This is a genomic window from Amycolatopsis sp. NPDC034160 (genome assembly GCF_055575355.1).
The window spans coordinates 40,401-58,329 of the sequence record NZ_JBVISU010000030.1 but is presented as its reverse complement, the minus strand read 5'-3'; the positions used below and the strand labels follow the sequence as shown (position 1 = coordinate 58,329).

General features: G+C 67.6%; 18 protein-coding genes. 6 read left to right on the top strand and 12 right to left on the bottom strand.

The features are described from left to right. Window positions 1–82 precede the first annotated feature (82 nt). The gene (locus tag ACZ54P_RS36925) at window positions 83–889 is read right to left on the bottom strand and encodes a sulfite exporter TauE/SafE family protein (RefSeq protein WP_465466251.1); all 807 of its coding nucleotides are present in this window, start codon (window positions 887–889) and stop codon (window positions 83–85) included. A gap of 91 nt (window positions 890–980) precedes the next feature. Between ACZ54P_RS36925 and ACZ54P_RS36920 the strand changes: the two genes are divergently transcribed. After that, the gene (locus ACZ54P_RS36920; protein ID WP_465466250.1) at window positions 981–1,754 is read left to right on the top strand and encodes an AraC family transcriptional regulator; all 774 of its coding nucleotides are present in this window, start codon (window positions 981–983) and stop codon (window positions 1,752–1,754) included. 18 nt (window positions 1,755–1,772) lie between these two features. Here the strand turns inward: ACZ54P_RS36920 and ACZ54P_RS36915 are convergent, their stop codons facing one another. The 4 genes from ACZ54P_RS36915 to ACZ54P_RS36900 form a co-directional block, all read right to left on the bottom strand. Further along, window positions 1,773–3,710, bottom strand: coding sequence for a dienelactone hydrolase family protein (locus tag ACZ54P_RS36915; RefSeq protein WP_465466249.1), 1,938 nt, complete (start codon window positions 3,708–3,710; stop codon window positions 1,773–1,775). Between the two features lie 132 nt (window positions 3,711–3,842). Beyond that, on the bottom strand, window positions 3,843–4,655 hold the full coding sequence (locus tag ACZ54P_RS36910) for a DUF1206 domain-containing protein (RefSeq protein WP_465466287.1): 813 nt from the start codon (window positions 4,653–4,655) through the stop codon (window positions 3,843–3,845). A gap of 109 nt (window positions 4,656–4,764) precedes the next feature. Then, window positions 4,765–5,196 carry a YybH family protein gene (locus ACZ54P_RS36905; RefSeq protein ID WP_465466248.1) on the bottom strand — a complete coding sequence of 144 codons (432 nt, stop codon included), beginning with the start codon at window positions 5,194–5,196 and terminating at the stop codon, window positions 4,765–4,767. 20 nt (window positions 5,197–5,216) lie between these two features. Then, the gene (locus ACZ54P_RS36900) at window positions 5,217–5,360 is read right to left on the bottom strand and encodes a hypothetical protein (RefSeq protein ID WP_465466247.1); all 144 of its coding nucleotides are present in this window, start codon (window positions 5,358–5,360) and stop codon (window positions 5,217–5,219) included. A gap of 328 nt (window positions 5,361–5,688) precedes the next feature. Here ACZ54P_RS36900 and ACZ54P_RS36895 point away from each other — a divergent pair, with 328 nt between their 5' ends. Together ACZ54P_RS36895 and ACZ54P_RS36890 are read left to right on the top strand one after the other, a co-directional pair. Further along, window positions 5,689–5,916 carry a FitA-like ribbon-helix-helix domain-containing protein gene (locus ACZ54P_RS36895; RefSeq protein ID WP_465466246.1) on the top strand — a complete coding sequence of 76 codons (228 nt, stop codon included), beginning with the start codon at window positions 5,689–5,691 and terminating at the stop codon, window positions 5,914–5,916. Continuing rightward, a complete protein-coding gene (locus tag ACZ54P_RS36890) occupies window positions 5,913–6,341 on the top strand; it encodes a PIN domain-containing protein (RefSeq protein WP_465466245.1) in 429 nt (142 codons plus the stop codon). The genes ACZ54P_RS36895 and ACZ54P_RS36890 overlap by 4 nt, the downstream gene beginning before the upstream one ends. A 799-nt stretch (window positions 6,342–7,140) precedes the next feature. Here the strand turns inward: ACZ54P_RS36890 and rlmN are convergent. Continuing rightward, window positions 7,141–8,247 carry a dual-specificity RNA methyltransferase RlmN gene (rlmN, locus tag ACZ54P_RS36885; RefSeq protein ID WP_465466244.1) on the bottom strand — a complete coding sequence of 369 codons (1,107 nt, stop codon included), beginning with the start codon at window positions 8,245–8,247 and terminating at the stop codon, window positions 7,141–7,143. A gap of 170 nt (window positions 8,248–8,417) precedes the next feature. On the opposite strand from rlmN, the gene ACZ54P_RS36880 reads away from it, so the two are divergent. Both ACZ54P_RS36880 and ACZ54P_RS36875 read left to right on the top strand, forming a co-directional pair. Beyond that, entirely contained in the window at window positions 8,418–10,307 is a 1,890-nt protein-coding gene (locus tag ACZ54P_RS36880; RefSeq protein WP_465466243.1) for a YcaO-like family protein, read from the top strand. Window positions 10,308–10,669: 362 nt separating this feature from the next. Next, window positions 10,670–11,308 carry a PadR family transcriptional regulator gene (locus ACZ54P_RS36875; RefSeq protein WP_465466242.1) on the top strand — a complete coding sequence of 213 codons (639 nt, stop codon included), beginning with the start codon at window positions 10,670–10,672 and terminating at the stop codon, window positions 11,306–11,308. On the opposite strand, the gene ACZ54P_RS36870 is transcribed toward ACZ54P_RS36875, so the two are convergent. Further along, entirely contained in the window at window positions 11,239–12,093 is an 855-nt protein-coding gene (locus ACZ54P_RS36870) for a class I SAM-dependent methyltransferase (protein ID WP_465466241.1), read from the bottom strand. The two genes, ACZ54P_RS36875 and ACZ54P_RS36870, sit on opposite strands and share 70 nt — an antisense overlap. Window positions 12,094–12,208: 115 nt before the next feature. Between ACZ54P_RS36870 and ACZ54P_RS36865 the strand changes: the two genes are divergently transcribed. Continuing rightward, window positions 12,209–13,054, top strand: coding sequence for a VOC family protein (locus ACZ54P_RS36865; protein WP_465466240.1), 846 nt, complete (start codon window positions 12,209–12,211; stop codon window positions 13,052–13,054). Between the two features lie 43 nt (window positions 13,055–13,097). On the opposite strand, the gene ACZ54P_RS36860 is transcribed toward ACZ54P_RS36865, so the two are convergent. From ACZ54P_RS36860 to tsf, 5 genes are all read right to left on the bottom strand, one after another. Next, window positions 13,098–14,630 (bottom strand): carboxylesterase/lipase family protein, encoded by a 1,533-nt coding sequence (locus tag ACZ54P_RS36860; protein WP_465466239.1) that lies wholly within the window; start codon window positions 14,628–14,630, stop codon window positions 13,098–13,100. A 67-nt stretch (window positions 14,631–14,697) separates the two neighbouring features. Next, a complete protein-coding gene (locus ACZ54P_RS36855; protein ID WP_465466238.1) occupies window positions 14,698–15,612 on the bottom strand; it encodes a phosphatidate cytidylyltransferase in 915 nt (304 codons plus the stop codon). Next, window positions 15,612–16,169 (bottom strand): ribosome recycling factor, encoded by a 558-nt coding sequence (gene frr / locus ACZ54P_RS36850; RefSeq protein WP_061984457.1) that lies wholly within the window; start codon window positions 16,167–16,169, stop codon window positions 15,612–15,614. The genes ACZ54P_RS36855 and frr overlap by 1 nt, the downstream gene beginning before the upstream one ends. A gap of 51 nt (window positions 16,170–16,220) precedes the next feature. Next, the gene (gene pyrH, locus ACZ54P_RS36845) at window positions 16,221–16,964 is read right to left on the bottom strand and encodes a UMP kinase (RefSeq protein ID WP_005154669.1); all 744 of its coding nucleotides are present in this window, start codon (window positions 16,962–16,964) and stop codon (window positions 16,221–16,223) included. Window positions 16,965–17,056: 92 nt separating this feature from the next. Next, window positions 17,057–17,881 carry a translation elongation factor Ts gene (tsf, locus tag ACZ54P_RS36840; RefSeq protein WP_465466237.1) on the bottom strand — a complete coding sequence of 275 codons (825 nt, stop codon included), beginning with the start codon at window positions 17,879–17,881 and terminating at the stop codon, window positions 17,057–17,059. Between the last annotated feature and the right edge of the window lie 48 nt (window positions 17,882–17,929).

Here is a 17,929-nt window from a genome sequence, read left to right as displayed (position 1 = left end):
GGATAGAGGATTCATCGGATCTATTGTCCGTGAGACACGCTTTTGTCCACCGAGACAGTGCTGAGGGTATCGACTCATCGGATCACTGACGCAGGACGACCGCGATCAACGCCGCGGCGAGCAGGACAAGGTACGTGATCGCGTGCGCGCGGTCCGGGATCCGGCCGGCCACCCGGCGCGTCACGGCGATCGTCGGCAACGACCCGCACAACAGCGCGGCCGCGGCCACCAGATCGATGTATCCGAGGTGGGCGGCACCCGAAGAAGCGCCCGTCGCGGCGAAGGCGTAGACGGCGGTGCCGATCACCGCCACCGGCAGGCTCAGGGGGTTCGCCAGCGCGGCGGCGTCGGCCATCGGCAGCCCCTTGCGCCGCATCAGGGGCACAGTGAGCACGCTGCCGCCGACCCCGAGAAAGCTCGCCACGGCACCGATCCCGGTCCCGCCCGCGGTGGTGGTGAGCCCGCCGAGCGCACGAGGTCGCGTGTCCTCTCCCCTGTTCACGAATCCTTTGCGGAGCAAGCTGTCGGCGATGGTCAACGCGAGATAGGCGATGAAAAGCCGGCGCAGGACGCTTTCGTCCGCGGCGGTGGCGGCGAAGGAGCCGAGCACGGCTCCCAGCCCGATGAAGGCGATGAGCGGCCACAGGTAGTCGCGACGAAGCCGCCCCGACCGCAGTTGCGCGACGGTCGCGCTCCCGGCGTTGACCACCATCACCGCGGTCGACGTCGCCACCGCGACGTGCATCGCACCCAGGGCGTTTCCCGGTTGGGCGAGCGCGAAGGAGTAGACGACGGGCACGGTGATGAACCCGCCGCCGAATCCGAAAAGGACGGTGGTCACGCCGCTCAGGCAACCGAACCCGAGCAGCAGCAGGATCTCGATCAGCACTTCTTCGACGGTAGGCGTCGCCGGGGCGGCGGGCATTCGAAAGAACGCCAGTTTCTTTCGCGTATCGGACAGCTCGGGTAGCCTCGGTGACGTGCGTGACATCCCCATCGACCAGGTCGAGGACCTCGACCGGGCAGTGGTGGCGATCCGCACCGATTACCCGCCGGGACACCGGATTCCCCGGCATCGGCACCGGCGGGCGCAGTTCCTCTACAGCGCCACGGGGTCGATGCGGGTCGAGACGGCCGACGGCACGTGGACCATTCCGACCCGGCGCGCGGTACTGGTCCCGCCGGGGACCGATCACCAGGTCTTCACCACGACCGTGAGCACCAGGAGCCTGTACATCGAACCGAAGGCGGTGCCGTGGTTTCCGCGGCGCTGCCAGGTCGTCGAGGTCTCCGCACTGCTGCGTGAACTGCTGCACGAGGCCGTCGACGTGCCGTCGCTGTACTCCCCTCGCGGACGGGACGCCGCGGTCATCGGCCTGACCCTGCACGAGATCCGCCGGTCCGCCCCGATCCGGCTCGATCTCCCGCTCCCGAGGCACGAACGACTACGCGCCCTGTGCGAGTCCTTTCTGGACGACCCGGATATCCACGATCCGGTCGACGGCTGGGCCTCCCGGTTGCATGTGAGCGAGCGGACGGTGAACCGGCTCTTCACCGCCGAGACCGGGTTGAGTTTCGCCCGCTGGCGACAACGGGCCTGTGTCCTGCATTCCCTGTCGCTGCTTTCGGACGGCCGTCCCATCGCCGGGATCGCCGCCTCGCTCGGCTACGAGAGCCCTGCCGCTTTCTCCACCATGTTCACCCGGCTACTCGGCACCTCGCCGAAGGACTACCGCGCGGCGTCCGCGCTCTGAACGCAAAGGGTTGCGCCTTCAGTTCCGCAGCCAGCGATCGAACCAAGCGAGGTTCTGGTTCATCGCCGCCGCCCGATGCCGCGGCTGATGGAAGACATGCGTCTCGTCGCCGAAGAGCACGAATTCGGCAGGCACGTTCTTTCCCTTGACGAACCGGTGGATGCTCAACGTGAGCGAACCGGCGGCGGGGCCCACCTGCTGCAGCACCGGTCCGTTGACGTGCTCGGCTGTCTGCCCGGAGCCGGGGATCAGCGACGGACTGCCGCCCTCACCGGCGGACGCGGCCTTGAACACGGTCGAGCGCGCGATCGCCTCCTCGCTGACGAACGCGCCCCGGCTGTAGCCCATGATGCCGACCTTGCCCTGATCAGCGGTTCCACTGTCCACTGCGGACTTGACCGCGGCTTCCATGACCGCGACGGCGTCGCGCGGATCCTGCGTCGACCGCGACTCGTTGACCAGCAGGACGACATACCCCTTGGCGGCGAAGACCTGCGACGGGTACTGCCATTCGTTCTCCTCCGCCATGAACCGCTCGGTGGCGTCGTAACCATGGGTGATCACGACGGCCGGGCAGCGGCTCTCCCGGCCACAACGCTCGGGAACGAGACGGTAGCCCGTCGCCCGATGTCCGGAAGGCAGGGTCCATTCCGCGCTTCGCGGGCGGGTCAGGCGGACACCGGCCGCCCAGCCGTTCGGGTCGTGACCTTCGCGCACGGACCCGGTCGCGGCGTCCACGACGACGAGGCGGGGCGGCGAGGTGACGTCCTCCCGGACGCAGAGACCGAGACGCCGGGCCGGGTCGAACGAGCAGCCGGACAAGGTACCGGCAGCCGGGGAAACGGGCGCCAACGTTCCCGACCGGCTTGCCGCGTAAAGGGTTTCGCGGCGGTCGTCGCTCGCCATGGCGAACACCCGGTCACCCGCCGTCGACCACCACGCGCTGCCCGACGACGACATCCGCGTTCCGGCGGGAAGTGTCGCGACCGGTTCCGGAGTCCCCCCGCCGACGGGGACCGCCAGCAGCCTGTCGTCCTTCGAAGCGAGGATCGAACGTCCGTCCGGGGACCAGGCGGACGGCAGCGGCCGTGCCTTCGCGGTGTCCACAATGGTCACTTGACCGGTTGCCGCGTCCAGAATCCGCGCCGTGTCGAGATTGTCGGTGGGCTGCTGGCTCTCCCTCGTCGCGAACGCGAGCCGGGTACCGTCGGGTGACCACGCCATTCCCGGTTTGCCGGGGACGGCGAGCGGGCCCATCACGAAGTCGGCGATATGCCGCTGCTTCCCGGTCGCGGTGTCCAGCAGCCACAGTCCGTTCCGGGTCAGGTCGTACTCCCCCGTCTCCAAGGTCCGCAGGTCCATCGTCCGCTCGTCGAAGACGACGCCGTCGGTGGTCGGCCTGCCGCCGGGCCGCGGCGTGGTGAACGCCAGCCGCCGCCCGTCCGGTGACCATTCGAACGCGAGGATCTTCGCCGGATGCGGCGGCACGTTGGCCAGCCGGAACGCCTCGTGCTTGCCACCGATCAGAACCGCGGGCCCGGCGAAATCGAGCGGTTTCGCCGGTTTCCCGCCCCGCGACGGCACCTGCCAGATCTCGTCCGCGCCGTCGCGAGCCGCGAGGTAGGCCAGCGAGGTTCCGTCCGGCGACCAGCGCAGGTTCGTGATCCGGGCGGTCGTCCCGGTCACCGTCGCGACCGTCCTGACCTCCGTCGGTTTCGCCAACGGCAGCACGAGAACCCGGCTGGTGACGGTGTTGTCCGCGACCGAAGGCTCGGTGACGACGACGGCGCCGAACCGGCCGTCCGGAGACGTCCGGAGTTCACTGATCCGGCGGGTCTGCACCACGTCCGTCACCCCGATGTCGGGTATCGCCGCCACTCCGGGCGTCGAGCCCGCCACCACGATCGTCGTCGCCACGGCCAGCGCCGTCGCGGCCTTGCCCAGTCTTTTCCCCATCGCCGTTCCCCTTCGCCCAGTGGAAGATCACTGCGACGTCAGGCTAAAAACGACGCTGCTGCGCGCACATCGTCCGGCGGGGCCGGACGGAGTCCACTTGAGGAGGAGGATGTTCTGTCCCCCGCGGGGGACTCAGCCGCGCTGTGCCCGCGCGGCTCCGCCGCAATAGACACCGAAGGCGGCGACTCCGAGGGCCACCACGAAGAGCAGCACCGTGCCGAACGGCTGAGCGGCCAAAGTGCGCAGGGCGGCGTCGAGGCCGCCCGATCGGGACGGGTCGTGCGTCAGCGCCGCGTATCCCAGCAGCACCGAGACCATGCCGAACACGACACCCCGTGCCACGTAACCGATCTGTCCCAGCCGCTCGACCCAGCGCCGGGTACCCGACGGCAACGACGAGAGGTCGAGATCCCGCACGAAGTTCCGCCGCACCCCGTTCACCACCGAAGCGACCGCGACCCCGAACACGATGACGGCCACCACGATCACCAGGAACGGACCGGCGGGCAACGCGAGCAGCCGCGCGGTGAACTCCTGCTGCTTCTGGTCACCGCTCTGCTCCCCCGCCCCCGCGGCCAGCCGGGCCGCGTACAGGCCCAGCCCGATCCCCACCACGCAACGCACTCCGGACGTCACCCGCTTGACGGTGCGGCGCCACTCCTTGTCGATCCAGGTGTATCCGACCGCGGCCAGCAGCGCCTGCCACAGGCCGTACGCCACCAGCCCGGCCGCGAGCACCCACAACAGCGCACCACCGAGCGGCGTCGAGCCGACCTCGGTGATCGCGCCGCGCCCATCGGCCTCCTGGCCGCCGCCGCCGACGGCGATCCGCACCGCCAGGTACCCGATCAGCAGGTACACCAACCCATAGCACCCCATCCCGATCCGCCCGAGCACCTGCACGGTGTCGCTGTGGCGAACCTGTCTCGCCTTCGTCCCGGACATCTTGCGCACCTCCGCCGTCGACATCCTCCGAGTGTCGCGGCCAACGGCCGGGTCCGCCGCGCGACTGGGCCATCCGGCCCAGTGCGGTGAGCACGACACCGAACGCCGGTCAGGGCTCGAGGTCGGTCATCCCTTTACCGCCGGCGATGTCGAGCGGGACCGAAGCCTGATCGTGGGTGATCAGCCAGCGCCCGTCGATCTTCCGGAAGCCGAAGGTCCCCCGGACCCACATCCCACCCACCGCGATCCCGTCCTTCGTCGTGCCGCTGAGCCGCCCGAAGCAGTGTCCGAACGCGACACTTTCATCCACCGTCAACCGCAGATCGCGAACCTCGTAGGTGACGTCTTGGAAGAACATGAACACCCTCGCCCAGTTCTTCGACTTCGCGTCGATGCCGACGTGCTGCAACGGCGGATCGATGTCGAAGGACACGACGTCGTCGGAGTAGAGCCGCCGGAGACGGTCCAGATCCTTGGCTTCGATTCCTTCGACGATCTCGCCGATGTGCCGCCTGAGTTCGGCTTCGTCCGTTTCCCGCATCATCAGTCCTTTCCGGAGGATCAAGCGACACGCAGCGGCGCGAGGGCGGTACTCCAGGCGACGACCTGGTCCAGCATCATGTCCAGTGAGACGACGTTGTACTCGCCCGGCAATTCGGCCAGATCCGGACGGGTGCGGCCGAGGACGATTCCGATCCTGATCATCGGTCTCCTTGATTCGTAGCGTCACTTCCAGCACTACGACGACGCAGCACCGGAAAACGTCAGGCGCCGTCCCCTGACGGCGCGATCGCCTCACCCGGCGCCTTACGTCGGCGAGTGGATCCCGAGCCACTGCCCGACCACACCGAGGGGTGCCCGGCCGATCCGGCCGACAGCATCACCCTCGACGAGTCGGTCAGCCTGGGCCCTCAGGCGACGCGGTGAGATACCCGCAGACAGGAGATCGCCGCCGCCTGCGGCTAGTGACCCCTGCTCCAGTCGTACTAGCATTGAGTGCATGGGAGGTGTCGGATGGCGAATCTGACTATCCGTGATTTCGACGAGGGGGTTGAAGGCAAAGCTGCGGGTCCGAGCTGCCGAACACGGCCGGTCGATGGAGGCTGAGGTGCGTGCGATCCTTGCCTCCGCGCTGACCAAGCCGGCATCGGGACCAGGGATGGGGACGAGGATCCGGCAGCGTTTTGACGGCCTGGATGAGCCATCGTTCGAGCTTCCGCAACGAGTGGAGCAACCACGAGCGGCGGAATTTCCCGAGTGATCGTTCTTGACACCAACGTTGTCTTCGAACTGATGAGGCAAGCTCCGGATGGCAACGTGGTCCGCTGGGTCGATCATTATCCGGCCGATGAGGTCTTCATTACGTCTGTGACGGCTGCCGAACTCGCATACGGGGTCGCTCGGCTGCCAGATGGCCGACGAAAGGCCGCACTCGCGGCGAAGGTCTCGGAGTTGCTGACCGAAGACCTCCAGGATCAAATCTTGCCGTTCGACAGTGTGGCTGCCGAGTACTACGGCGCGATCGCCGCAGCGCGCGAGGAGCAAGGTCTTCCGAACAGTATGGCTGATGCGCAGATTGCCGCTGTCTGCAGACGCTTCGTAGCGTGTCTCGCGACCCGCAACCTCAAGGATTTCGTCGACACCGGTATCACGCTGCTCGATCCGTGGGACGACACGCCCGAGTAGTCTTGAGAAGAAGGCCAAACGTGTCGTGATCGTGGGCGGCCTGTTCGTCGGGGTGGCGGACAGTACGAAGGCGTAATTCGCGTGCTCAGACACGGGACTCGCGTGCCAGGCTCCCGCACTCGGGTGTTACGCCTCCAAGCACGCGAGTGCGGCGCCACGTCACCCAGACCACCACCCCACCCGAACACGCCACATTTGCCTTACCCCTCACTAAAAGCGTGGGCATGGGCGAGCCGCTGGCGAATTACAAGCGGGGGTTGCGGCGGTGCGGCGGATCACAGATCCCGTGCCCCACCGTCGGCGTTCACGAACCGGACGAACGATCTTCCGCTTCGCCGACTTCGGCGACGCACCCCGCTTTAAGCCGACGCCGGATTCAGCGGAATGACCTTGACCTGTTGATTATCAGGCTAAAGGTCCGCCTTCGGCGGTGAACTGACCGCACAAGGCAAGTTTGGCAATGTTGCCAGCACAATCAGCCAAACCCCCTAGAACATCCAGCACTTATGTAAGACCCGAGCCATAGTCATGTCGGCAATCCGCGTATTTCTCAACACGCGGCAATGTTGACATCTCGCAGTGATCAAGCAACAGCGGGATCACATGCAGGCGACCACTGTTCGTTTCAGCCCAATATTGGACAGTCCCAGCAGGGAATCGACTCGCCGTCTGCAGCTCAAGACGCCTGCCCCCGGGCGCCTTCGGCCCATATAGTCGTCATCATCGTAGTAGCCGATCCGCGGGGTCGCCTTGGGTTGGCGTACCGACACAGGTCCGAAATCGGGATCATCTGGCACAGTCAGTTCTCGGCGGCGAGCTGGCCGCAGGCCGCGGCGATCTCCTGGCCGCGGGTGTCCCGCACCGTGCACGCGACCCCACCGGCGTTGACCAGGCGGACGAACTCGCGCTCCACCGGCTTCGGCGACGCGTCCCACTTCGAACCCGGCGTCGGGTTCAGCGGAATCACGTTCACGTGCACCAACTGACCGAGGTGCTTACGAAGACGCTTGGCCAGCAGCTCGGCACGCCAAGGCTGGTCGTTGATGTCCCGGATCAGCGCGTACTCGATCGACACCCGACGGCCGGACGTGTCCGCGTAGTACCGCGCGGCCGAGAGAACCTCGTCCACCGACCAACGCTCGTTCACCGGCACGAGGGTGTCCCGCAGCTCGTCGTCCGGCGTGTGCAACGACACCGCGAGCCGGACCTGCATCTTCTCATCCGCCAACTTACGGATCGCGGGCGCGAGACCGACGGTCGACACCGTCACCGAACGCTGACCGATACCCAGCCCCTCAGGCGACGGATCCGTGATCCGCCGCACCGCCGCCACCACCCGCTTGTAATTCGCCAGCGGCTCGCCCATGCCCATGAAGACGATGTTCGAGAGGCGACCGGGGCCGCCGGTCATCGCGCCGTCACGCATCACGGCGGCGGCCGCGCGGACCTGGTCGACGATCTCGGCGGTCGAGAGGTTCCGGTCGAGGCCGCCCTGCCCGGTCGCGCAGAAGGGGCACGCCATGCCGCAGCCCGCCTGGCTCGAGATGCACAGGGTCGCGCGGTCCGGGTAGCGCATCAGCACGCTCTCCAGCAGCGTCCCGTCGTGCGCGCGCCACAGGGTCTTGCGGGTGGCGCCGTCGTCGCACGCGAGTGCCTTGATCTCGGTGAGCAGCGGCGGCATCAGGTCGGCGACGAGCTTCTCGCGCGACGCGGCCGGGATGTCGGTCATCTCCTCCGGGTTCACCGTGAGCCGCGAGAAGTAGTGGTTCGACAGCTGCTTCGCGCGGAACGGCTTCTCACCCAGCTCGGCGACGGCCTCGGCCCGCTCGGCGGCGGTGAGGTCGGCGAGGTGGCGCGGCGGCAGGCCGCGCTTGGGCGCGTCGAAGACGAGAGGGAGGGCAGTCATAGCCCACTCAGTCTCCCATGTCCACCTCCGACGCGCCCGGGCCGCCCTCCATCGCTGTTCCCCAGGTCACGTGACCTCCGCACAGCCGGGGCCGGGCGGATCGCATACGAGGAGACGCCCGCGCGTCATGCCCCGCCCGAGACTTGGCCAGGTACGGCTACGCGGAGGTGGTGCAGATCATTCCCGAAACGGCGATTCTCCTCACCGGATCCCCGGCCCTCACCGAACCGCTCGCCGAAATCCTCGCCGTCAGCGGCTACGCCGTCGTCGAAACCGTTCCGTTCACCCCGGATCTGTCCGAAGTAAACACCGAGAACACCGTCGTGGTCGCGGCTTTCGACCACCCCGCCTACGCCGAGCTGACCGCGCTGGACGCTTTGTGCGCCGCGAGCGGAGTGCGCTGGTTACCGTTGCGCCGGGAACGCGACCGGGTGATCGCCGGGCCCGCGCTCACGCCCGGCGGGATCGACTTCGCCGACGTCGTCGCCCGCCGACGCTCCGCCGCCTCGGATCCTCACCCGATCGACGTGCTCGCGAACGGACCGTCGCTCGAGCCCGGCGACGCACGCTGGGTACTGGCGATTCTCACCGCCCACCTCGAACGCTGGCTCTCCGGCGGACGATCCGCCCTCACCGATGGCGAAATCGACTTGAATCCGGCGGAGCTGACCGAGACCCGCCACCCGATCCTCCCCGTTCCGGACCGCGTCCGGCCCGTCCCGGCCCAGACCGACCCCGCACGGCTGGTCGACGCTCAGACCGGGATCGTGACCGGCATCGAGGAAATCCCGCCCAAGCCTGGGACGCCCGCCCGGCTGCGCGTCTGCGCGGTCGACGTCGCGGACATGCGGCGTGTTACGAACTGGCCCAACGACAGGCAGGCCCTCGGCACGTCGTGGCACGACTTCGACCTCGCCCGGCAGTCAGCCATCACAGAGGCCGTGGAGCGCTACTGCGGCAGCTGGCTCTCCCCAGACCGCGAAGTACGCTTCGGCAGCTACGAGCAACTCGCGCGCTACGGCGTCCCGGCGCTCGACCCTCGCCGGCTGAACCTCTACTCGGCCGATCAGTACCGGTCGTCCGGCTTCCCGTTCGAGCCACTGACCTCGGGGACGGACTGCTCGTGGGTCGAGGGCTTTTCCCACACCGCCGAGAAATCCGTCTGGATTCCGGCGTTCCTGGTGTCACACGAACGACAAGCGGGGGAAGCCCGCTTCGCCGATCCGCCGATCACAGGCCTCGCCGCAGGGACCTCCGAAGAACAGGCCGTCACGTTCGGCCTCGAAAGAGTCCTGGAGCACGACGCCACCATGGCGTGGTGGGCGAACACACCTCGCCTCGCGCGGCTTCCGATCCCCGGGGAGATCCGGTCGCTCATCGTCGACACCGCGGACGGGTACGAGGTCACGCTCATCCATCTGGACAACGAATTCGAGGTCCCGGTGATCGCGGCGGCGGTGCTCGACCGGGTGACGCGCTGGCTCTCCCTCGGTTTCGCCACCCGGCCGGACGCCCTCGAAGCCGCCAAGAAGGCACTCGCCGAAGGGTTCGCGCTGCAGCACACCTACCGCGCTCTCGACAACGAACACGAACTGTCCGCTCTGCGACAGGAATGTGGCGACCTCAAACCGTATCGGGCCGACCGGCGCTATCTCGGCTCCTATCGCGACGACTTCGCCGACGTCACGGATCTCCTGTGCCAGCAACAGATCTACCTCGATCCCCGGGCCGGGAAGCGGGTGACCCCGTGGGTCCGCGACCTCCCGGACCGCGGCTGGGCCGACCTCCCTTCGCTCGGCGAACGAGGACTCAAGACCTATCAGGACCGGGTCGAAGCACGCGGGTTCGAGGTGATCAGCGTGGACCTGACCACCTGCGACGTCGCCGCCGCCGGTTTCCACGTCGCCCAGACGCTGGTGCCCGGGCTCGTGCCGAACTTCCCCGCTGGATTCCCGTTGTGGGGCAACGGAAGGATCGCTGACGCCGCCGTCGCACTCGGCTGGCGCGGCGAACCGCTCACCGAGCGGGACCTCAACGTCTTTCCCCTTCCCCGCGCCTGAAGGAGGCGGTGCCGGGTCGTGGCGTGGGCGACCGTGGTTCTGGGCAGACTGAACCGTGCTCTTCGAACCAGCTGAGCTCGCCGACGTCTAACGCCGCGTCTATCACGGCCGTGCCCTGCTCGACGATCTGCTGAAAGACCGGCTGGAGCGGTTCGCGTTGCGGGGGTCCCGCGTCGCGGCGCCTGCCAGAGCGCTGTACCGCCGCTGGGGCTGGCGGAAGGTCGGCGAGTTCGACGCGGGTGGCGTTGACCTGCTCGCCCTCGACCTGAGCTGAGACCTGCGTCACGAAGATTCAGTTGCCGTACGACTGTTTCCGATATATCGTTAACGTGTCGGAACATTACGCAGAGAGGATCCACATCATGCGAGGACGACCTTTTCCTCCCCAACACGGCCGACCCGCCTTCGGGCCATGGGCACGCGGCGGCTTCGGCGAATTCCCCCCGCCGCCCGGCTGGGGCCCCGGCGGACCCGGGCACCGACATCGGCACGGCCGTCGCGGTGGCCCCGGTGGCCGTCGCGGCAAGCGCGGTGACGTCCGCGCCGCGATCCTCGCGCTGCTTTCCGAGCAGCCGAGGCACGGTTACGAGATCATCCGCGAGATCGGCGAGCGCAGCGGCGGCTTCTGGAAGCCCAGCCCCGGCTCGGTCTACCCGACCCTGCAGATGCTGGCCGACGAAGGGCTGGTGATCAGCAAGGACGAGAGCGGCAAGAAGCTGTTCGAGCTCACCGCATCCGGTCGCGCCTCGGCCGAGCAACAGGACGCCGTCCCGCCGTGGGAGCAGATCGCCCACGACGTCGACCCGGTCGAGGTGAACCTGCGCAAGGCGGGTGCCACCCTGGCCGCCGCGGTCATGCAGGTCATGCACGCCGGCAGCGAGGCACAGCAGTCCCGCGCCGTCGACGTGCTCAACGAGGCACGCCGGACGATCTACGGCATCCTCGGCGAGGCCGACGATGACACCGCTCCGGACGAGGCGTCCCCCGAGGACGCGGAGTGACTTGGCACGACGAGGCCGGTGGGCTTGGTGCGCGTATGCACGCGATAGCCCACCGGCAACGTCATCCGCTTCTCCCCGGCTCCTGACGAAACCTCGTTGAGGCGCCGGACCTCCGCGATCGCCTTCGCCGCGACCGGAGCGCTGAACTCGATCTTCAGCACCGCTTCCATCGCGGCGGCGTCCTCGAACAGCCATCGCGTCATCACCTTGCGGCAGCCGAATCCCTGACGGGCGAAGAACTTCTCGACGCCGGGCGGGTCGTAGTGCGGCAGATCCTGTCGCATCCAACGCCCGTAGGGCTCGCTCGTCACATCGAGATCCACGATCATCAACGTCCCGCCGGGCCGCAGTACCCGCTCTGCCTCACGAAGGCCTGGTTCGCAGCCGGGGCCGAAAAAGTACGCCGTCCGCGCGTGAACGACGTCGAAAGCCGCGTCCGGCACTGGAAGCCGCTGAGCGCGGCCTTGCCGCACCTCGACATTCGCCAGTTCCCCGACGCGGTGCCGCGCATCACGGACGAGCGGTTCGTGGGGTTCGACCCCCAGCACCGACCGCGCCGTCGCGGCGAACCGGGGCAGGTGGAAACCGTCACCGCAGCCGATGTCGAGCACGTCCGCCCCGGACCAGTCGTGATGCTCGGCGAGAACCCGCCAGATCTCGTCGTCGACGTCTTGCGCGCGGTTCTCGATCGCGTAGGCCTTTTGGTAGTACCAGATGTTCGGGCTCGGCAGCACTTCCTCACCACCGCGACGGAAGGAGGAGACGGATCGGGGAAACCAGCGCACGGAAACTCCAACGACGGGACACCGGGCCGGGTTCCTGACCACCCGGGTCCAAATCTTTAACGGGAACAATGCGGAAAGCGACTAGACTTTACCCCCACCGGTAAGGGAGAACCGCATGTCGCTTGGCTCGGCCGCTCACACTTCCGTCATCCCTTCAGGAATCCCGTGCTGGATCGAACTCGCTTGCAGAGACGAAGCGGCCACACAAGCTTTCTACAGCGGGCTTTTCGACTGGGAGTTCACTGTCCAACGTGATCCCGCGACGCCGACCGGACGGTACTCGATCGCGACACTGCACGGCGCCCCCGTCGGCGGGTTGTACCGCTCAGGCACCGGCGGGCCGAGCGGATGGAGCGTCCACCTGTCGACCCATTCCGCCGCCGCGTCCGCCGAATGGGTCGACAGTCTCGGTGGCAGGGTCACCCTCGGGCCGGTGGCGATTCCCCAGCGGGGCACCATCATCCACGCCGTCGACGCTTGCGGCGCGCACGTCGTCTTCTGGGAACCGCCGGTCACCTGGGAGTTCGCGACCGGTCTCCCCAACACCTTCAGCGGCGCGGATCTCAACACCCACGACGGCGCCGCGGCGGACCACTTCTACTGCCGCCTCTTCAACTACACCAGCCACCAGATCGGCGACGGCGCCTCGCTCGACTACGCCGAATGGCTCATCGAGCACGAACCCGTGCTGTACCGGTACGTGATGGGCACGGAATACCGGCCGGACACTCCCCCACACTGGATGGTCTATCTCGCACTGGATCCCGCCCGCGGCGCGGACGCCGCCGCGGGACAGGCGTTGATGCTCGGTGGCACCGTCGTGGTCCAGCCCTACGACACCCCGTACGGCCGCGTGGCGATCCTCGCCGACCCCGACGGTTCGGTGTTCGCCGTGATCGACCACTCGCGGGTCGCCGAAGGCTGGGGTACCGCCGAAGTCGACGACCCCTACGACGACTGAGTCGATCGAGCCGGGGGCAAGACACTCGCCCCCGGCTCTCTCGTCAGAGCTTCGCCCAGAAGCCGCAGTTGTGTTCGGCGGCGTAGTCGACCGGACCGATCCTGTCCGGGGCCAGCGACTGCACCTTCGGCGCCAGGCGCCACTTCGGCAGTGCTTCGCCGTTCGGATCGCCGGTCCTGGCGAACCGGGTCCAGTAGTGAATCATTTGCGCCGCGAGCTTCTGCTGCGCCGGCGTTAATTCCGCCGGAAGACCGCCCAAATCAGACAAATAAGCTAATTCAGACGCGTGTGAAGCCCCTGGGTCGATTCCAGGAGGGAACGGGAACACCGCCGGAGCACCGCGATCGGCGAATTCGTAAGCGAAGGTCCGTGTCCTCGCGGCGAGGTACCGCTGAGCCTTCACTTCCGAACAGGACCACACCCGATCCGTCATGACGTCGGCGAAGGCGTTCCCGGGACTGCCATGTGCGGCGGAGGGATACTTCGCCGCTACGACGGACGCCTTGTCACCGAAGGCGTCACGCAGGAGTTGCTGGTAGCGCGCTTCGGTGATCGGGTGATCCGGGAAGAGCGCCGCGAACAACCTGCCCTCGTCACGCGTGGTGCCGGTCATCACCGGCACCTTCGCGAACCGGCCGGTCCGGAACGCCTCCGCCGGGTCGATCGGCAGGACACTGCTGTCGAAGGTCGGGGAACTGAACTGCAGCGGCAGGAGCGCCTTGACCGGCAAACCGCGCAGACACCCCACGTCGGCGCAGCCGAGCTTCTCCGCCTCGATGCGCCCGGCCGCTTCGATGTCCGAACGGCGTTGGAAAAGCTTGCCCTCGGGACCACCGGGGAAGATGCCGTTGGCGGGCCAGTCGATCGTGCACGGCCCGCTCTGGATTATCGCGCGGGACAAGAGCCCCGCGGCCGACGGCGAAGTCAGCTGGGCGCAGGTGCTCATCCCGCCCGCGGACTCACCGAACAACGTGACGTTGCGGGGATCCCCGCCGAAAGCACGGGCATTGCGCTGGACCCAGCGGAGAGCGGCTTGCTGGTCCTGAAGGCCGAAGACGCCGGAGTCCCGACCGAGTTCGGGATGGCCGAAGAAGCCGAACACGCCCAGCCGGTAGTTCACGGTCACCACGACCACGTTCCCGCCAAGAGCGAGGCGCTTGAAGTCGTAGTCGCTGCCGGCGCCCGAGGTGAAGCCGCCGCCGTGTGCCCAGACCATCACCGGACGCGGTTTGTGCGTCGATCCGGCCGGGCTGATCACGTTGAGATACAGGCAATCCTCGTCGACGCTCGCGGGAGTGCCGAAGCTCTCGCCCTGAGCGCACCGCGGCCCTGGTTTGCTCGCGTCCCGCACGGCGGTCCACGGTTCGGGTCTCTGTGGCGGTGCCCAGCGCAGCTCGCCGACCGGCGGTGCGGCGAACGGAATGCCTTGGAAACTCACGCCTTCGCTGGTGCTCACCCCGCGAACGGGTCCGGAATCCGTGCGGACGACCGGGCTTTCGCCCGCGGCCGCCACGGGTGTCGTCAGGGCGCCGAGCGTCAAGACGCTCAGCGCCACGGTCAGAAGTCGCTTACTCATCCCTTGAGTTCGCATACTCCGACCTTGGCCCAGTCTTCCGGGCTTGTCACATGTGTTTCGTCTTTGTCTAAACAGGGACGAAGGCGGAGAGCAGCAGCCAGGAGACAACTGCCGAGGGGAGCAACGAGTCGAGCCGGTCCATCAGGCCACCGTGCCCCGGCAGCATGTTCCCCATGTCCTTGACGCCGAGATCGCGCTTGATCAGCGACTCGACGAGATCTCCCAACGTCGCGGTCAAGACGATCGCCGCGCCGAACAGCACACCCTGCCAGGCATGACCGTCGAGCAGGAGACTCAGCGTCAGCGCTCCGGCGACCACACCCGCCACGAGCGAACCGGCGAAGCCTTCCCACGTCTTCTTCGGGCTGATGCTGGGCGCCATCGGATGCTTGCCGCCCAGCACACCGGCGATGTAGCCACCGGTGTCCGAAGCGACGACCCCGATCATGAAGGCCAAGACGCGGCCGACACCATCCTCCGGCGGCACCAGCATCGCGGCGAAGGCGCCGAAGAGCGGGATGTACGCGGCGGCGAAGACCGACGCGCTGATGTCGCGCAGATAGCCTTCCGCCCCACCGGGCAACCGCCACAGCAAGCAGACCAGCACCGTCAGCACGAACGCCGTCAGCGCACCCTCACGGCCGAACGGCCACGCCAGCCAGATCATCGCCTGACCGCCGACGAGCACCGGGACCAGCGCGATCCGGATGTTCGCCGCGCGCTTCAGCGCCCCGGCCAGCTCGATCGTGCCGACCGCGATGGCGATCGCGATGATGCCGATGAACAGAAACCGGACGGTGAGCAGGGACGTGATGATCGCCGCCCCCAGCAGCAGCCCGACCCCGATCGCGGCGGGCAGGTTGCGGCCGGCGCGGGAAACCTTCTGCGCCGGTTCCGGCACGGTTTTCGAATCCGGCACCGTGGCCGGAACCGGTTCCGGGTTCTCCACCCGGTCCTCGCGTTCCTCGCTCACCTGGCTCATCAGACCTCGAGTAGCTCGGCTTCCTTGTGTTTCACCAGCTCGTCGACCTTGTGTGTGTACGTGTCGGTGAGGTTCTGGAGTTCCTTCTCGGCGTGGACGACCTCGTCCTCGCCCGCCTCGCCGTCCTTCTTGATCCGGTCGAGTTCTTCCTTGGCCTTGCGGCGGACGCTGCGGATCGAGACGCGGGCGTCCTCGCCCTTGGCCTTGGCGACCTTCACCATCTCCTTGCGGCGCTCTTCGGTGAGCTGCGGGATGACGATGCGGATCACGTTGCCGTCGTTGCTCGGGTTGACGCCGAGGTCCGACTCGCGGATCGCCTTCTCGATGGCGTTGAGCGAGGTCTGGTCGTACGGCTTGATCAACGCCATCCGGGCTTCAGGGATGTTGACGCCCGCCAACTGGTTCAGCGGGGTCGGCGCGCCGTAGTAGTCGACGACAACGCGCGAGAACATCCCAGGGTGGGCCCGGCCGGTGCGCACCGACGACAGGTCCTCCTTGGCGACGGACACCGCTTTTTCCATCTTCTCCTCGGCGTCGAGGAGGGTCTCGTCGATCACGGCAACTCCCGTTGTTGTGTATTCGTACCGGTTGCGAAGAGCAGAGCAGGACTACGCGGGCACCCCGTCGGCGGGGGTGTCGACCAGGGTGCCGATCCTCTCACCACTGACCGCACGAGCGATGTTCCCCTCGGTCAGCAGATTGAACACGATGATCGGCATGTTGTTGTCCATGCACAGGCTGAACGCGGTGGCGTCGGCGACCTTGAGGTCCCGTTCCAGCACCTCGCGGTGGCTGATCTCGTGGAACATCTCCGCGGTCGGGTCGCTCTTCGGGTCCGCGGTGTAGACGCCGTCGACAGCCTTCGCCATCAAGACGGCTTCGCAGCCGAGTTCGAGCGCGCGCTGCGCGGCGGCGGTGTCGGTGGAGAAGTACGGCATGCCGACCCCGGCACCGAAGATGACGACGCGGCCCTTCTCCAGGTGACGCTCGGCGCGGCGCGGGATGTACGGCTCGGCGACCTGGCCCATGGTGATGGCGGTCTGCACGCGTGTCGGCAGGCCCTCCTTCTCCAGGAAGTCCTGCAGTGCCAGGCAGTTCATGACGGTGCCGAGCATCGCCATGTAGTCCGCGCGGTCGCGGTCCATGCCGCGTTGCGACAGTTCCGCGCCGCGGAAGTAGTTGCCGCCGCCGATCACGACGGCGATCTGCACGCCTGTGCGCGCGACGTCGGCGATCTGCTGAGCGACCGAGTGCACCACATCCGGATCAACCCCGATGGAACCGCCGCCGAACATCTCGCCGCCCAGCTTCAGCAGCACCCGCCGGTATCCGCCTTCGACCCGGACACCCATGTCGCCCTCCCTAATGCTCTGGACCCGACTGTGCCCCGTCCCCGATGGACGGAGACGGGGCACAGCGGTGACTCTTGTGTTCCGCGCCTGGATCAGGCCTGGCCGACCTCGAACCGGGCGAACCGGCTCACGGTCACGCCGGCCTCGTCGAGCAGGGCCTTGACGGTCTTCTTGTTGTCCTTGACCGACGGCTGCTCGAGCAGGACGTTGTCCTTGTAGTACGCGTTGACCTTGCCCTCGATGATCTTGGGCATGGCCTGCTCCGGCTTGCCCTCTTCACGGGCGGTCGCCTCGGCGACGCGGCGCTCGTTGTCGACGATCTCGGCGGGGACCTCTTCGCGGGTGAGGTACTTGGCCTTGAGCGCGGCGACCTGCATGGCGGCGCCACGAGCGGCCTCGGCGGCGGCCTCGCCCTCACCGGTGTACTCGATGAGCACGCCGACGGCGGGCGGCAGGTCCGCACCACGACGGTGCAGGTAGGTGGTGGTGGTGCCCTCGAAGGCGGCGACGCGGCGCAGCTCGAGCTTCTCGCCGATGCGGGCGGCCATCTCCTGGACGGTCTCGTCGACGGTCTTGCCGTCGAGCGAGGCGGCCTTCAGCTTCTCGACGTCGCTGGTCTTCTCGGCCTTCGCGACCTCGACGATCTTCGCGGCGAGGGCCTGGAAGTCCTCGTTCTTCGCGACGAAGTCGGTCTCGGAGTCGAGCTCGATCAGCACGCCGCCGTCGCCGGCGACGAGGCCCTCGGCGGTGGCGCGCTCAGCGCGCTTGCCGACGTCCTTGGCACCCTTGATGCGCAGGAACTCGACGGCCTTGTCGAAGTCGCCGTCGGTCTCCTCCAGCGCCTTCTTGCAGTTCATCATGCCGGCGCCGGTCAGTTCGCGGAGGCGCTTCACATCTGCGGCGGTGTAATTCGCCATCGTGCGTTGTCCGTCCTTTTCAGGTACGAGAAAGTCTGCGGAAGAGGT

What these genes read in the sequence shown, in the direction of transcription:
- tsf (WP_465466237.1), bottom strand. Translation starts at nt 17,881, where the DNA reads ATGGCGAATTACACCGCCGCAGATGTGAAGCGCCTCCGCGAACTGACC.
- ACZ54P_RS36910 (WP_465466287.1), bottom strand. Translation starts at nt 4,655, where the DNA reads ATGTCCGGGACGAAGGCGAGACAGGTTCGCCACAGCGACACCGTGCAG.
- ACZ54P_RS36865 (WP_465466240.1), top strand. Translation starts at nt 12,209, where the DNA reads ATGTCGCTTGGCTCGGCCGCTCACACTTCCGTCATCCCTTCAGGAATC.
- rlmN (WP_465466244.1), bottom strand. Translation starts at nt 8,247, where the DNA reads ATGACTGCCCTCCCTCTCGTCTTCGACGCGCCCAAGCGCGGCCTGCCG.
- ACZ54P_RS36855 (WP_465466238.1), bottom strand. Translation starts at nt 15,612, where the DNA reads ATGAGCCAGGTGAGCGAGGAACGCGAGGACCGGGTGGAGAACCCGGAA.
- ACZ54P_RS36915 (WP_465466249.1), bottom strand. Translation starts at nt 3,710, where the DNA reads ATGGGGAAAAGACTGGGCAAGGCCGCGACGGCGCTGGCCGTGGCGACG.
- ACZ54P_RS36860 (WP_465466239.1), bottom strand. Translation starts at nt 14,630, where the DNA reads ATGAGTAAGCGACTTCTGACCGTGGCGCTGAGCGTCTTGACGCTCGGC.
- ACZ54P_RS36900 (WP_465466247.1), bottom strand. Translation starts at nt 5,360, where the DNA reads ATGATCAGGATCGGAATCGTCCTCGGCCGCACCCGTCCGGATCTGGCC.
- ACZ54P_RS36905 (WP_465466248.1), bottom strand. Translation starts at nt 5,196, where the DNA reads ATGCGGGAAACGGACGAAGCCGAACTCAGGCGGCACATCGGCGAGATC.
- pyrH (WP_005154669.1), bottom strand. Translation starts at nt 16,964, where the DNA reads ATGGGTGTCCGGGTCGAAGGCGGATACCGGCGGGTGCTGCTGAAGCTG.
- ACZ54P_RS36875 (WP_465466242.1), top strand. Translation starts at nt 10,670, where the DNA reads ATGCGAGGACGACCTTTTCCTCCCCAACACGGCCGACCCGCCTTCGGG.